General features: G+C 68.4%; 13 protein-coding genes. 7 read left to right on the top strand and 6 right to left on the bottom strand.

Annotated features, from left to right (window positions below; translation table 11 throughout):
* Positions 1-16: 16 nt before the first annotated feature.
* Positions 17-982 (bottom strand): arsenosugar biosynthesis radical SAM (seleno)protein ArsS, encoded by a 966-nt coding sequence (arsS, locus tag ACW9UL_RS01055; protein WP_457788559.1) that lies wholly within the window; start codon positions 980-982, stop codon positions 17-19.
* Positions 983-1,218: 236 nt separating this feature from the next.
* Between arsS and ACW9UL_RS01050 the strand changes: the two genes are divergently transcribed.
* Positions 1,219-4,098: an EAL domain-containing protein gene (locus ACW9UL_RS01050; RefSeq protein ID WP_457788558.1), complete on the top strand. Its 2,880-nt coding sequence runs from the start codon at positions 1,219-1,221 to the stop codon at positions 4,096-4,098.
* A gap of 170 nt (positions 4,099-4,268) precedes the next feature.
* Here ACW9UL_RS01050 and rpmG read toward each other — a convergent pair whose 3' ends face one another.
* Positions 4,269-4,424 (bottom strand): 50S ribosomal protein L33, encoded by a 156-nt coding sequence (gene rpmG / locus ACW9UL_RS01045; RefSeq protein WP_003464575.1) that lies wholly within the window; start codon positions 4,422-4,424, stop codon positions 4,269-4,271.
* A gap of 10 nt (positions 4,425-4,434) precedes the next feature.
* On the bottom strand, positions 4,435-4,671 hold the full coding sequence (rpmB, locus tag ACW9UL_RS01040; RefSeq protein ID WP_021444015.1) for a 50S ribosomal protein L28: 237 nt from the start codon (positions 4,669-4,671) through the stop codon (positions 4,435-4,437).
* A gap of 353 nt (positions 4,672-5,024) precedes the next feature.
* Between rpmB and ACW9UL_RS01035 the strand changes: the two genes are divergently transcribed.
* Complete coding sequence (locus tag ACW9UL_RS01035) at positions 5,025-6,602, top strand: ABC transporter substrate-binding protein (protein ID WP_457788557.1); 1,578 nt, start codon at positions 5,025-5,027, stop codon at positions 6,600-6,602.
* A gap of 62 nt (positions 6,603-6,664) precedes the next feature.
* On the opposite strand, the gene radC is transcribed toward ACW9UL_RS01035, so the two are convergent.
* On the bottom strand, positions 6,665-7,339 hold the full coding sequence (radC, locus tag ACW9UL_RS01030; protein WP_457788556.1) for a RadC family protein: 675 nt from the start codon (positions 7,337-7,339) through the stop codon (positions 6,665-6,667).
* A gap of 139 nt (positions 7,340-7,478) precedes the next feature.
* Between radC and coaBC the strand changes: the two genes are divergently transcribed.
* The 5 genes from coaBC (at position 7,479) to ACW9UL_RS01005 (ending at position 13,365) form a co-directional block, all read left to right on the top strand.
* Positions 7,479-8,687, top strand: coding sequence for a bifunctional phosphopantothenoylcysteine decarboxylase/phosphopantothenate--cysteine ligase CoaBC (coaBC, locus tag ACW9UL_RS01025; RefSeq protein WP_122110044.1), 1,209 nt, complete (start codon positions 7,479-7,481; stop codon positions 8,685-8,687).
* A gap of 2 nt (positions 8,688-8,689) precedes the next feature.
* Entirely contained in the window at positions 8,690-9,145 is a 456-nt protein-coding gene (dut, locus tag ACW9UL_RS01020; protein ID WP_122110045.1) for a dUTP diphosphatase, read from the top strand.
* Positions 9,146-10,372: 1,227 nt separating this feature from the next.
* Complete coding sequence (gene algC / locus ACW9UL_RS01015) at positions 10,373-11,767, top strand: phosphomannomutase/phosphoglucomutase (protein ID WP_457790889.1); 1,395 nt, start codon at positions 10,373-10,375, stop codon at positions 11,765-11,767.
* A 23-nt stretch (positions 11,768-11,790) separates the two neighbouring features.
* Positions 11,791-12,696, top strand: a complete 906-nt coding sequence (argB, locus tag ACW9UL_RS01010) for an acetylglutamate kinase (protein ID WP_021446444.1) — start codon at positions 11,791-11,793, stop codon at positions 12,694-12,696.
* A 222-nt stretch (positions 12,697-12,918) separates the two neighbouring features.
* Positions 12,919-13,365 (top strand): acyl-CoA thioesterase, encoded by a 447-nt coding sequence (locus ACW9UL_RS01005; protein ID WP_457788555.1) that lies wholly within the window; start codon positions 12,919-12,921, stop codon positions 13,363-13,365.
* Positions 13,366-13,369: 4 nt separating this feature from the next.
* On the opposite strand, the gene ACW9UL_RS01000 is transcribed toward ACW9UL_RS01005, so the two are convergent.
* Positions 13,370-13,960, bottom strand: a complete 591-nt coding sequence (locus ACW9UL_RS01000) for a DUF4124 domain-containing protein (RefSeq protein WP_457788554.1) — start codon at positions 13,958-13,960, stop codon at positions 13,370-13,372.
* 24 nt (positions 13,961-13,984) lie between these two features.
* A complete protein-coding gene (gene pyrE / locus ACW9UL_RS00995; protein WP_457788553.1) occupies positions 13,985-14,626 on the bottom strand; it encodes an orotate phosphoribosyltransferase in 642 nt (213 codons plus the stop codon).
* Between the last annotated feature and the right edge of the window lie 41 nt (positions 14,627-14,667).

Genomic DNA, 14,667 nt, shown 5'->3' with positions numbered 1-14,667 from the left:
GCGCACGGCGCACGGCCTAGTCATGCAGCGCACCGCCGCAACTGGAGCCCTGCCCGGCGGTGCAAGCGAAGCAGTGATCGCGGCTGACGATGGGGTTGCCGTCCAGACTGGCATCGAGCAGGTCGCGCAGATGGGCGCGCTCACGGCCGATCAACGCCAGCGGCAGATCGAGCATCTGGTTGAAGTCGCAGTCGTAGAGGTAGCCCTGCCAGTCGACGCTGACCAGGCTGCGGCACATCAGACCCTCCAGATTCTCCGGCCGGTAGCTGTCGCGCAGCAGCTGCATATAGGCGGCGAACTGGCCCTTGCTGACCAGGGTGCTGCCGAAGCGGGCGATGGGCTGGTTGGTGATGCACAGCAGGTGGTCGAAGCGGACGCCGAAGTCCTCGGCCAGGCGGCGCTTGTAGTCGGCCTCCAGCGCCGCCTGCGGCGGCGGCAGGCTGGGGCCCTGCGGGTTGTACACCAGGTTAAGCAGCAGGCCGCTGCCGGGTTGGCCGTAGCCGAGGGCGTTGAGCCGCCTGAGGCCGGCGATGCTGGCGGCGAACACCCCGTCGCCGCGCTGGCGGTCGACGTTCGCGCGCGAGTAGCAGGGCAGCGAGGCGGTGACCTCGACGCCGGCGCCGGCGAGGAACTCGGCCAGGTCTTCCTGGCCCGGCTCGCCGAGTATGGTCAGGTTGCAGCGGTCGATCACCCGCAGGCCCTCGCGCCGCGCGTGCCGCACTATCTCGCGAAAGCGCGGGTGCAGCTCCGGGGCGCCGCCGGTGAGATCCAGGGTGTGCACCGGATGGGCATCGATCACCCGATGCAGCACCGCCAGGCACTCGTCGCTCATGGCCTCGGTGCGGGTCGGCCCGGCGTTGACGTGACAATGCAGGCAGCGCTGGTTGCAGCGGTAAGTCAGGTTGACCTGCAGCGCTTCCAGCACACCGCGACGGATGGGCGGAAAGGCCAACTGGTCGAGCAGGGGCAGCATGGCGTGCATCAACAAGTCCTCGGCGACGGCCAGCCATTAGAGCAGGTCTGGCGTGCCTCGTTACAGCATGGGCGGCATTTGCCCGGTGCCGACGGTCATTCGTCGCCCAGCCTGAACCGATGAGACCCGCCGCGCAATCATCGCGCCAGCACTCGGCTAGAATCCTCCGGCGCCCGACCGCTCCAGTGACTGGACGGCATCCGCCGGATTCAGGCGCCCTCGTAGTTGCTCTTGAGGCGCCCTGGATGGTTCACCCGCTTCGCTCACTGATGGTTCTGCTGTGCCTGAACTGCACCCTCGCGGCCCGGGCCGCTGGCGAGCTGCCGCTGCTGCAGCTGAGCGCCACCGACCTGGCGCGGCCGGTGGCCGTCGAACGCAGCCTGCTGCTGGAAGACCCGAGCGGCCAGCTGAGCGCCGCCGAGGTGCTGCAGCGTATCGCCAGCGAAGGCCAGCCGGTGCAGGGCAGCGCACGCATCGGCTATTCGCGCAGCGCCTGGTGGCTCGCCGTGCAGCTGCAGGCGCCGGCCGCCGAACGCCTGCAGCTGATAGTCGGGCAGACCTTCCTCGACGACCTGGAGGTCTGGCTGTTCGCCGGCACGCAGCCGCTCGGCCCGCTGTACAGCGGCGCCCGGCGCCCCTTCGCGGAACGCGGTGAGCCCTACCCGCAGTTTCTCCTCAGCCTGCCGCGCCTCGGCCAGGGGCCGCACAGCCTGCTGCTGCGGGTGCAGAGCGATTCGGCGATCAACCTGCCGCTGCAGCTGGTCGGCGCCACCCAGGGCCAGCAACTGATCGCCCACCGCTGGTTGCAGAGCGGCCTGCTGGTGGGCGCGCTGCTCGCCCTGGCACTGTTCTACCTGATCAAGTACAGCACCCTGCGCGAGCCACAGCTGGCCTACTTCAGCCTCACCGCGCTGTGCGTGGCGCTGTACAACGCCAGCCTGCACGGCCTGGTCGGTCTGCTCGGCGGGCACTGGCCGGGCCTGCAGCCCTGGCTGGTCAACCTGTCCACCGCCGGCATGCTGCTCTTCAGCTCGCTGTTCATCGCCAGCGCCTTGCGCCTGGAACTGGGCCGCCTGCGCTGGCTGCGCGACGCGCTGTTCGCCGCCACCCTGCTGGTCAGCCTGGGCGGCCTGCTGCTCGAACACCCGCGCACCTACCAGACGCTGAACCTGCTGATCCTGCTCAGCGGCCTCTACCAGCTGCTGCTGATGAGCCTCGGCGTGCGCCTGCGTCGCCCCTACGCGCCCGGCTACCTGCTGTGCTGGAGCATGGCGCTGCTGCTGATGCTGCTGGTGCCGCTGAGCCGCGCCGGGCTGATCCCGCTGCCGGCCGGTTTCTACTACCTCTACGCCTACCTGCCGGCACTGAGCATGCTGCTGTTCGGCGCCCTGCTCGACAAGCAGCTGGAGCGCGTGCGCCGCGTGCTGCTGAGCAGCCAGGCGCAGGCCATCGACAACCTCGAGCAGTACCAGGCGCTGTTCCGCCACAGCGGCGAGGGCATCTTCCGTTGCCGCCGCGACGGCAGCCTGCTGGAGGCCAACCCGAGCCTGGCGCGCCTGCTCGGCGGCGCGGCGGATGGCGCCAGCCTGCAGGGCCTGCCCCTGCAACGCCTGCTCGGCGAGCAGCGCTGGCGCGAGCTGCTGGAGCAACTCGACGCCCAGGCCGGCGCCGTCAGCTGCGAATGCCCGCTGCACGACCTGCAGCAGCGCGAACGCTGGGTCTACCTGTCGCTGCACCGGCGGCCGAACCAGGACGGCATCGAGGGCATAGTGGTCGACCTCAGCGAGCGCCGCGCCCTCGAGGAACGCCTGCAGCACCTGGCCGCGCACGACACCCTGACCGGCCTGCACAACCGCCGCGAGCTGGAACGGCTGCTCGCCGAGACCCTGAGCGGCACCGCCCGGCGCCGCTTCAGCCACCTGCTGCACCTGGGCCTGGATCGCTTCAAGCAGGTCAACGACCTCTGCGGTCACTCCGCCGGCGACCAGTTGCTGCGCCAGCTGGCCGCCCAGCTCGGCCACCAGCTGCCGCGCCACGCCGAACTGGCGCGCATCGGCGGCGACGAGTTCGCCGTGCTGCTGCGCGAGGTCGACGACGCCGCCGCGCTGAGCCAGGCCGAGGCGCTGCGCCGGGCGGTCGAGCAGTTCGTCTTCACCTGGCAGGGCCGCCCCTTCCGCCTGCACGCCAGCATCGGCCTGCTCGCCCTCGGCTCCGGCGTGCGCGACTGGGAAACCGCGCTGAACTGGGCCAACAGCGCCAGCCAGTTGGCCAAGCACCAGGGGCGCAACCGCGTGCAGCAGTTCAACCCGGCCGACGGCGCGCTGCTCGAACACCAGCGCCAGCTGCAATGGATCACCCGCCTGCGCGAGGCCACCGAGCGCGGTCACTTCGAGCTGTTCTTCCAGCCGGTGCAGGCGCTGCAGAACGCCGCCGCTGGCCTGCACTACGAGGTGCTGCTGCGCTACCGCGACCCGCACAGCGGCGACTGGATCAGCCCCGCGCAGTTCCTCGACGCCGCGGCGCGCTACGGTTTCCTCGGCGCCATTGACCGCTGGGTGATCCAGCACCTGTGCGCCTGGCTCGCCGCCAACCCGCGGCATCTGGCGCAGCTGGCCCAGGTCAACGTCAACCTCAGCGCCAGCTCGCTGCTCGATCGCGACTTCCACCGCCTGCTGCAGGACGAACTGACGCGCCACCGCCTGCCGCCCGGCAAGCTGTGCATCGAGGTCACCGAAATGGTCGCCCTCGGCGAGCTGGGCGTCTCCGCACAGTGGATCGAGCAGCTGCGCGGCCAGGGCCTGAAGGTGGCTCTGGACGACTTCGGCAGCGGCTTCGCCTCCTACGCCTACCTGCGCCACCTGCCGCTGGACATCCTCAAGATCGACGGCAGCTTTATCCGCGGCATCGAATCCGACCCGATCAACCAGGCCATGGTCGGCTCGATGCGGCAGATCGCCGCCCAGCTTGGCCTGCTCACCGTCGCCGAGTTCGTCGAGACCCAGGCCAGCCTCGACTGCCTGCGCCGGCTCGGCATCGACTACGCCCAGGGCTACTTCGTCGACCGCCCGCGACCGCTGCGCCAGCTGGCCGACGATGCCCGCCTGCGCGGCACTCAGGACGCCTGATAGAGCTCGCGCGGCGGGCGCTGCCGACGAAGCCGTCTAAGCGGTATCGGCAAGGCACACGGAAAGAGGCGCAAACAGCGCCTGGGGCGAACGCACGCTAGGCGGCGGAAAAATCGCAGGCACAAAAAAGCCCGCCATGCGGCGGGCTTCTTCGACAGGTCGCCGATCAATTACTTGATCTTGGCTTCCTTGTACATCACGTGCTTACGCACGACCGGATCGAATTTCTTGATTTCGATCTTGTCGGGGGTGGTGCGCTTGTTCTTGTCGGTGGTGTAGAAGTGGCCGGTACCGGCGCTGGACACCAAACGGATCAATTCACGCATGACTCTCTCCTTAAACCTTTTCGCCGCGAGCGCGCAGCTCGGCCAGCACTACGTCGATGCCACGCTTGTCGATGACACGCATGCCCTTGGCAGATACGCGCAGACGCACGAAGCGATTCTCGGACTCGACCCAGAAGCGATGGTGCTGCAGGTTCGGCAGGAAACGACGACGGGTTTTGTTGTTTGCGTGGGAAATGTTGTTCCCGGTTACCGGACCCTTACCGGTAACTTGACAGACTCTCGACATGCCTCAGCCCTCTAAAACCACATGCCCAACCCGGCATGGGTTGGCCGCTTAAACTCAATGTCATTGGCGCTCGGCGCCGCGTTTCTCGAGGGTCTTACCGGGCGCACTGCAAAGCGCAAGAACCGGGCCCCTAGAAAAGAGCGCTGCTTTATACCAGAAAGCCCCTGGCGCAACAAGGGAAAGCGCAGGATAAAAACAGTCACCCGCACCCCGCCACCCAGCCGCCCCGGAGCCTGCCGGGGTTCACCCAGGCTCGACCATTCGTCGCCCGAAGCGGTATTCAGCTCCCGGCAAATCGACTAGGGTTAGGTCTTTGCCGGCCAACCCGGCGTCCCGTGAAGAAGGAGTTCGCCATGCGCCTGGCTCTCGCCGCCCTGCTCTGCGCCCCGCTAATGGCCCAGGCCGCCACCCTCAGCGTGTGCACCGAGGCCAGCCCGGAAGGTTTCGACGTGGTGCAGTACAACTCGCTGACCACCACCAACGCCTCGGCCGACGTGCTGATGAACCGCCTGGTGGAGTTCGACGCCGAACAGGGCCAGCTGCTGCCGAGCCTGGCGCGCAGCTGGTCGATCTCGGACGACGGCCTGGTCTACGACTTCCAGTTGCGCGACGACGTGCGCTTCCACCAGACCGCCGAGTTCACCCCGAGCCGGCCGCTGAATGCCGACGACGTGCTATTTAGCTTCCAGCGCATGCTCGACCCCGCCCATCCCTGGCACCAGAGCGCCGCCAGCGGCTACCCGCACGCCCAGTCGATGCAGTGGCCCAGCCTGATCGCCGGCATCGAGGCGCCGGATGCGCATAGCGTGCGCATCCGCCTGAACCGCCGCGACGCCACCTTCCTCGCCACCCTGAGCATGGGCTTCGCCTCGATCTACCCGGCCGAATACGCCGCCCAGCTGCTCGCAGCCGGCACCCCGGAAAAACTCAACAGCGCGCCGGTGGGCAGCGGTCCCTTCGTCTTCGAGCGCTTCCAGAAGGATGCCGTGGTGCGCTACCGCGCCAACCCCGAGTACTTCGCCGGCAAGCCGGCCGTCGACCGCCTGTTGTTCGCCATCACCCCGGACAGCAACGTGCGCCTGCAGAAGCTGCGCCGCGGCGAATGCCAGATCGCCCTGTCGCCCAAGCCGCAGGACGTGCAGGCGATTGCCGCCGACGCCAAGCTCAAAAGCGCGCAGACCGCGGCCTTTATGACCGCCTTCGTCGGCATCAACAGCCAGCACCCGCCGCTGGACAAGCCGCAGGTGCGCCAGGCGATCAACCTGGCGTTCGACAAGGCCAGCTACGTCAAGGCGGTGTTCGAGGGCAGCGCCGAGCCGGCCAGCGGGCCCTACCCGCCTAATACCTGGAGCTATGCCGGCGAGTTGCCCGGTTACCCCCATGACCCGGAACGGGCCCGCGCCCTGCTGGCCGAGGCCGGCCTGGGCGAGGGTTTCAAGACCACCATCTGGACCCGGCCGAGCGGCAGCCTGCTCAACCCCAATCCCAGCCTCGGCGCCCAGCTGCTGCAGGCCGACCTGGCCAAGGTCGGCATCGCTGCCGAAATCCGCGTGATCGAATGGGGCGAGCTGATTCGCCGCGCCAAGGCCGGCGAGCACGACCTACTGTTCATGGGCTGGGCCGGCGACAACGGCGACCCGGACAACTTCCTCACCCCGCAATTCGCCTGCGCCTCGGTGCAGTCCGGGCTGAACTTCGCCCGCTACTGCGACGACGCGCTGGACCAGCTGATCGCCGCCGGCAAGGCCAGCAGCGACCAGGCCGAACGCAGCCGCCTGTATCGGCAGGCGCAGCAGATCATCCAGGAGCAGGCGCTGTGGCTGCCGCTGGCCCACCCCACCGCCTTCGCCCTGCTCAGCGCCAAGGTCGAGGGCTATAAAGTCAGCCCCTTCGGCCGGCAGAATTTCGCCGCGGTAAGCCTGGCACCTTGAGCCGGGCACACTCGTGGGCAGGGCGTACCGGTGCGCCCTGCACGGTTGCCTCCACCGCCCCGCTATATCCAGCCCAGCTCGGCCATCGACAAGGGCTCGCCGTCGCCGACGATGAAATGGTCGAGCACCCGCACGTCCACCAGCGCCAGCGCGTCCTTGAGGCGCTGGGTCAGCACGCGGTCGGCCTGACTCGGCTCGGCGACGCCGGATGGATGGTTGTGGGTCAGGATCAGTGCGGCGGCGTTGTGCGCCAGGGCGCGCTTGACCACCTGCCGCGGGTAGACGCTGGCGCTGTCGATGCTGCCGTGAAACAACGCCTCGAAGGCCAGCACGCGGTGCTTGGCGTCGAGGAACAGGCAACCGAACACCTCATGCGGCTCGTGGCGCAGCAGTGCCTTGAGGTAGTCGCGCACCGCCTGCGGGCTTTCCAGCGCGGAGTCGCGGCGCAGCCGTTCGGCCAGGTGGCGGCGGGCCATTTCCAGCACCGCCTGCAACTGCGCGTACTTGGCCGGACCCAGGCCCAGGTGCTGGCTGAAATCGGCCAGATCGGCCTGCAGCAGGGCCCGCAGACTGCCAAACTCGGCGAGCAGCTGGCGCGCCAGGTCCACCGCGCTCCTGCCCGCCACCCCGGTGCGCAGGAAGATCGCCAGCAGCTCCGCATCGGTCAGCGAGGCGGCGCCCTGGGCCAGGAGTTTTTCCCGCGGGCGCTCCGCCGCGGGCCAATCGCGAATGCTCATCTCACCTCCTTGTCCGAGCCAGGCGCCCGCTGCTCCGCTGCGGGCGCTGTGCTATCGTAGCCCATCTTTTTACGCGGGGCCGGCCTGGGGAGGCGTTGGCACCGCGGCGCACATCCACCTGTATATAAAAGGCAGGCCTATGCAGCGGCTGTATCGCAAACGCATCATCGTCGGCGTCGGTGGCGGCATCGCCGCCTACAAGAGCGCCGAACTGGTGCGCCGACTCAAGGATCAGGGCGCCGAGGTGCGCGTGGTGATGACCCAGGGCGGGCGCGAGTTCATCACCCCGCTGACCCTGCAGGCCCTCTCCGGCCATCCGGTGCACCTCGACCTGCTCGACCCGGCCGCCGAAGCCGCCATGGGCCATATCGAGCTGGCGCGCTGGGCCGACCTGATCCTCATCGCCCCGGCCACCGCCGACCTGATCGCGCGCCTGGCCCAGGGCATCGCCAACGACCTGCTGACCACCCTGGTGCTGGCCACCGATGCGCCGATTGCCCTGGCCCCGGCGATGAACCAGGCGATGTGGCGCGACGCCGCCACCCAGGCCAACCTGGAACTGCTGCAGCAGCGCGGCATGCGCCTGTTCGGCCCGGCCGCAGGCGCCCAGGCGTGCGGCGACGTCGGCCTCGGCCGCATGCTGGAAGCCGAGCAGCTGGCGCAACTGGCCGCCGACTGCTTCCAGCGCCAGGCGCTGGACGGCCTGCATATCCTGATCACCGCCGGGCCGACCCAGGAAAACATCGACCCGGTGCGCTACATCACCAACCACAGCTCCGGCAAGATGGGCTTCGCCCTGGCCGAGGCCGCCGCCGAAGCCGGCGCGCGGGTGACCCTGGTCAGCGGCCCGGTGCACCTGCCGACGCCGGACCGGGTCAGCCGCATCGACGTGGTCAGCGCCCGCGACATGCTCGCTGCCTGCGAAGCGGCGATGCCCTGCGACGTGCTGATCGCCGCCGCCGCGGTGGCCGACTACCGCCCGGAAGTGGTCGCTCAGCACAAATTGAAGAAAGACCCCACCAGCGGTGATGGGCTGCTCCTGCAAATGGTGCGCAACCCGGATATCCTCGCCACCATCGCCGGCCGCGCCGATCGCCCGTTCAGCGTCGGCTTCGCCGCCGAGACCGAGAACCTGCTCGAATACGCCTCGCGCAAGCTGCGCGACAAGAACCTCGACCTGATAGTCGCCAACGATGTGGCCAACCCCAGCATCGGCTTCAACAGCGAGGAAAACGCCATCACCGTGATCGACCGCGAGCTGCAACAGAGCAGTTTCGCCCAGACCAGCAAGGGCAAGATCGCCCGCCAGTTGATCACCCTTATCGCCGACCGCCTGAACAAGAACTGACCATGCACGCTTTGCAAGCCAAGATCCTCGACCCCCGCCTCGGCCAGGACTTTCCCCTGCCGCAGTACGCCACACCCGGTTCGGCCGGCCTCGACCTGCGCGCCATGCTCAAGGAGGACGTCGTTCTCGAGCCTGGCCAGACCCTGCTGATCCCCACCGGCCTGTCGATCTATATCGGCGATCCGAACCTGGCCGCGCTGATCCTGCCGCGCTCGGGCCTGGGCCACAAACACGGCATCGTCCTCGGCAACCTGGTCGGCCTGATCGACTCGGACTACCAGGGCGAGCTGATGGTGTCGTGCTGGAATCGCGGCCAGAGCGCCTTCCGCATCGCCGTCGGCGAGCGCATCGCCCAGCTGGTGCTGGTACCGGTGGTGCAGGCGCACTTCGAGCTGGTCGAGGAGTTCGACGAGAGCCAGCGCGGCGCCGGCGGCTTCGGCCACTCCGGCAGCCACTGAGCCTAATTCCCCACAGGACGTCCCGCCGAGGAGCCCCCCCGCGTGAAACTCTTCAAGCGCACCGCCAAGGAAGCCGACAGCCCCCTGAACAGCGCCCCGGCGGCGAAACAGCCGGCCGGCAAAGCGCTCGGCCCCTTGCTGCCCGGCCTGCTCGCAGCCGCCCTCGGCATCGGCGCCGGCGGCGCCCTGTTGTGGTTTGCCCAGAGCAGCGACAGCCAGGCCCGCCAGGCCGAGCTGGCCCAGGCCATCGGCAGCAGCCAGGCCGCCGCCGTGCAGCAGGCGCTCAAGCAGCTGCAGGCCGACAGCCTCGCCGCCGCGCGCAACCCCGAGCTGCTGCAGGCGTTACAGAGCGGCGACAGCCAACAGAAACGCGACGCCGAGCGACGCCTGGGCTACTGGGACGGTGTGGTCGACGCCCACCTCAACCGCCGCGCCGAAGCGGTGCAGGACGGCAGCCGCGCCGCACCGATGAACTTCGCCGGGCTGGACATGCTGCGCCGCGCCGAAAGCGGCCAGCAGCCGGCGGTGGAGGCCTATCGGGTCGGCGACCGCTGGCTGGCCTACAGCGCCGTGGCGCTGCGCCCGAACGACAACCAGCCGGCGCAGGGCACCCTGCTGCTGGCCGTCGACCTCCAGCGCCTGCTCGCCAGCCTGCCGCCGCTGCCGGCCGAACTCGGCCAGCTGCAACTGGTGCAGAAATTCGGCAACACCCCGCCCCAGGTGTTGCTGCAGCGCGGCCAGAGCGAGGGCGGCGCGGCGCAGAGCTTCGCCACCGGCAACCCCAACTGGACGCTCAGCTTCACCCCCGGCCCGGCCCTGGCCAGCGGCCTGCCGCCGGCCCTGCTCGGCCTCGCCGCCCTGCTCGCCCTGGGCGGCGCGCTGATCGGCCTGATGCTGCTGCAGGGCGCGCAACAGCGCCGTCTGCTCGGCGACGTGCAGCAGCTCGGACAGATGCTCAAAGAACTCTCCGCGGGCAAAGCCGTCAAAGCCTTCAGCCTGAGCCTGCCGGCCCTGGACAGCCTGGCCCAGAGCCTGGCGCGCCTGCCGCGCCGCAGCAACGACAGTGCAGGCAGTGCCACAGGCAACGGAACAGCCGCGGCCCCCGCCGCCCAGCCCGCGAGCAAGCCGGCGGAGCTGGTCAACCCGCTGTTCCAGGACACCGATATCCTCGATATCGACATTCTCGACGAAGACCAGGATCTCCTGGGACTGGAGCAGACATCCGCAATGACCATTAGCCAAAGCGCCCCGACCCTCCCCGCCGACATCTTCCGCGCCTACGATATCCGTGGTGTGGTGGGCGACAGCCTGACCGCCGAATACGCCTACTGGATCGGCCGCGCCGTCGGTTCGCAGAGCCTGGCGCAGGGCGAGCCCAACGTCATCGTCGGCCGCGACGGCCGCCTGTCCGGCCCCGAGCTGCTGCAGCAACTGGTGCAGGGCCTGCTCGACTGCGGCTGCCAGGTCACCGACGTCGGCATGGTGCCGACCCCGGTGGTGTACTTCGCCGCCAACGTGCTCGAAGGCCGCTCCGCGGTGATGCTCACCGGCAGCCACAACCCGCCGGACTACAACGGCTTCAAGATCGTCATCGCCGGCGACACCCTGGCCAACGAGCAGATCCAGGCGCTCAAGGCGCGCATCGACAACAACGACCTGGCCAGCGGCGTCGGCAGCGTGCAGCAGGTCGACGTGCTGGAGCGCTACTTCAAGACCATCCGCGACGACATCGCCCTGGCCAAGCCGCTGCGCGTGGTGGTCGACTGCGGCAACGGCGCCGCCGGGGTGATCGCCCCGCAACTGATCGAGGCCCTCGGCTGCAGCGTGATCCCGCTGTTCTGCGAAGTCGACGGCACCTTCCCCAACCACCACCCGGACCCGGGCAAGCCGGAGAACCTGGTCGACCTGATCGCCCGGGTCAAGGCGGAAAACGCCGACCTCGGCCTGGCCTTCGACGGCGACGGCGACCGCGTCGGCGTGGTGACCAACACCGGCACCATCGTCTACCCGGACCGCCTGCTGATGCTGTTCGCCAAGGACGTGGTGTCGCGCAACCCCGGTGCCGACATCATCTTCGACGTCAAATGCACCCGCCGCCTGACCCCGCTGATCAGCGGCTACGGCGGTCGCCCGGTGATGTGGAAGACCGGCCACTCGCTGATCAAGAAGAAGATGAAGGAAACCGGCGCGCTGCTGGCCGGCGAGATGAGTGGGCACATCTTCTTCAAGGAGCGCTGGTACGGCTTCGACGACGGCATCTACAGCGCCGCGCGCCTGCTGGAAATCCTCAGCCTCGACAAGCGCGACGCCGAACACGTGTTCAGCGCCTTCCCCAGCGACATTTCCACCCCGGAGATCAACATCCAGGTCACCGAGCAGAGCAAGTTCCCGCTGATCGAGCGCCTGCAGCGCGAAGGCCAGTGGGGCGAAGCCAACCTCACCAGCATCGACGGCGTGCGCGTCGACTATCCCAAGGGCTGGGGCCTGATCCGCGCCTCCAACACCACTCCGGTGCTGGTGCTGCGCTTCGAGGCCGATACCCAGGAAGAGCTGGAGCGCATCCAGGATGTGTTCCGCGGCCAACTGCACAAGGTCGCCCCCGACCTGCAACTGCCCTTTTGATCGATTTGTTCCAGGAGCCCCCCATGACCCTCGAGCGTGACGCCGCCGCCCAGGTTGCCAAGGTACTGTCCGAAGCCCTGCCCTATATCCGCCGCTTCGTCGGCAAGACCCTGGTGATCAAGTACGGCGGCAACGCCATGGAAAGCGAGGAGCTCAAGCAGGGCTTCGCCCGCGACATCGTGCTGATGAAGGCCGTCGGCATCAACCCGGTGGTGGTGCACGGCGGCGGCCCGCAGATTGGCGACCTACTCAAGCGCCTGTCCATCGAGAGTCATTTCATCGACGGCATGCGCGTCACCGACACCGCCACCATGGACGTGGTGGAGATGGTGCTCGGCGGCCAGGTCAACAAGAGCATCGTCAACCTGATCAACCAGCACGGCGGCAGCGCCATCGGCCTGACCGGCAAGGATGCCGGGCTGATCCGCGCCAAGAAGCTCAAGGTCAGCCGGCAGACGCCGGAAATGACCCAGCCGGAAATCATCGATATCGGCCACGTCGGCGAGGTCACCGGGGTCAACACCGACCTGCTCAACATGCTGGTCAAGGGCGACTTCATCCCGGTGATCGCACCGATTGGCGTCGGCCCGGACGGCGAGTCCTACAACATCAACGCCGACCTGGTGGCCGGCAAGGTGGCCGAAGCGCTGAAGGCCGAGAAGCTGATGCTGCTGACCAATATCGCCGGCCTGATGGACAAGCAGGGCGAAGTGCTCACCGGCCTGACCACCGAGCAGGTCGACGCGCTGATCGCCGACGGCACCATCTACGGCGGCATGCTGCCGAAGATCCGCTGCGCCCTGGAAGCGGTGCAGGGCGGCGTGCACAGCGCGCACATCGTCGACGGCCGGGTGCCCAACGCGGTGCTGCTGGAGATCTTCACCGACAGCGGCGTCGGCACCCTGATCACCAACCGCAAGCGCCATTGAAAAGCGGCCGCTAGCGGCCTGCCGATGCCCCTCTCCCTCCGGGAGAGGGTGCCCGGGCCGTACCGCCCAACCGGCGTACTCACAAAGCCGGTGCGCGCGCCCCTACAGGCTAACGCCGACCATCGAGCCGGTTTATCACCGGCCATCCGTGTGGCGACTCGAACTTGCCGCAAGTCTGCGCAAGAGCGACGCTCGCCAGGCAACCCTCGTAACGGAGCGCCCATGAGCAGCCGGCACGAACCCAGCCAGTTCAGCTTCCTCCACCCCCTGCGCGTGCGTTGGGCCGAGGTCGATCCGCAGAGCATCGTCTTCAACGGCCACTACCTGACCTACGCCGACGTCGCCATCACCGAGTATTTCCGCGCCCTCGGCGTGGCCTACCCGGCCGATCTGGCGCAAGACGGCGGCGATTTCTTCGCCATCCGCACCCTGCTCGAATACCACGCCCCGGCGCGCTTCGACGAGCAGCTGCAGATCGGCATCCGCGCCGCCCGCCTCGGCCGCTCCAGCCTGACCTTCGCCCTCGGCATCTGGCGCGACGGCGAGCTGATCACCAGCGGCGAGATCGTCTACGTGCATGCCGATGGCGCCACGCGCAGCAGCGCGCCGCTGCCGGGCTGGCTGCGGGAGAAGATTCTGGGCTTCGAGAGGACGGCGCCGGAGCGCTGAGCCGTTACTGTTCGCCGAACAGCTCGGCCAGCCGCGCACGGTCGGCGGCAAAATCGGCCTCGGCCTTCTTGCGCGCCTCCTGGTAGCGGGCGATATCGCGCAGCAGGCGCTGCTGTTCGTCCTTGAGGTTGCCGATCTGCACCAGCAGATGCTCCGGCACCGCCCGTCCGGCACGTTCGTGGTCGGCGGCCTGGCTCTGCAGGTTGGCCTGCTGGGTACGCACCGACTGCAGGTTGCCGCGCGCCACGCTGGTCACCCCATCCAGCTCGGCGAGCTTGCGCTCGCGGGCCCGGTCGACGTCGTCCAGGTTGGTGTACAGCCGCAGCAACTGCGCATCGCTGCTGGCGCGCGCCTTGTCCGCCTGCATGCGGGCGAACTCCTCGGCGGTCGGCGCCGGCGGGATCACCCGCAGCACCCGACCCTGATCGTTGAGCACCTCATAGCCCTTGCCGATGAACTCCGGCGGCACACCCTGGCGGCTGAGCACCGTCACGCCCTTGTCGTCGACGTAGCGGTACAGCTCGGCGGCCACCCCCGACAACGGCAGTAGCAGGCTGAGCAGCAGCGTACAGCGGGTCAGGAGCGGCTTGGGCATAAGAGGCAGATACCTTGTGCTGGACTAGATTCCGTACTCGGCGCGATAGGCTTGCACAGCCGGCAGATACTGCTTCAGTTCAGCATCCCCCGCCAGATATTCCAATACCTGCTCGAGTGACACGATGCTCACTACCGGCATGCCGAAGTCGCGCTCGACTTCCTGAATGGCGGACAGCTCGCCCTGGCCGCGCTCCTGGCGGTTCAGCGCGATCAGCGTGCCGGCGGCCTGGGCGCCCTGGCCCTGGATGATCTGCATCACCTCGCGGATCGCGGTGCCGGCGGTGATCACGTCGTCGACGATCAGCACCCGGCCCTTGAGCGGCGCCCCGACCAGGGTGCCGCCCTCGCCGTGGTCCTTGGCTTCCTTGCGGTTGAAGCACCAGGGCAGATCGCGGCCGTGGTGCTCGGCCAGCGCCACCGCGGTGGTCGCCGCCAGCGGGATGCCCTTGTAGGCCGGACCGAACAGCACGTCGAAGTCGATGCCGCTGTCGACGATGGCCGCGGCGTAGAAACGCCCCAGCTGGGCCAGCGCCAGGCCGCTGTCGAACAGCCCGGCGTTGAAGAAATAGGGGCTGGTGCGCCCGGACTTGAGGGTGAAGTGACCGAAACGCAGCACCCCGCGTTCGATGGCAAAACGGATGAAATCGCGCTGGTACGCTTGCATGAAAAAGCCCCGGGCGGCACGGATTTAGCTAATTGAGATGA

This window comes from Pseudomonas sp. PL-6 (assembly GCF_054110165.1).
The sequence above is the reverse complement of the archived record's forward strand: the minus strand, read 5'-3'. Positions and strand labels throughout refer to the sequence as shown.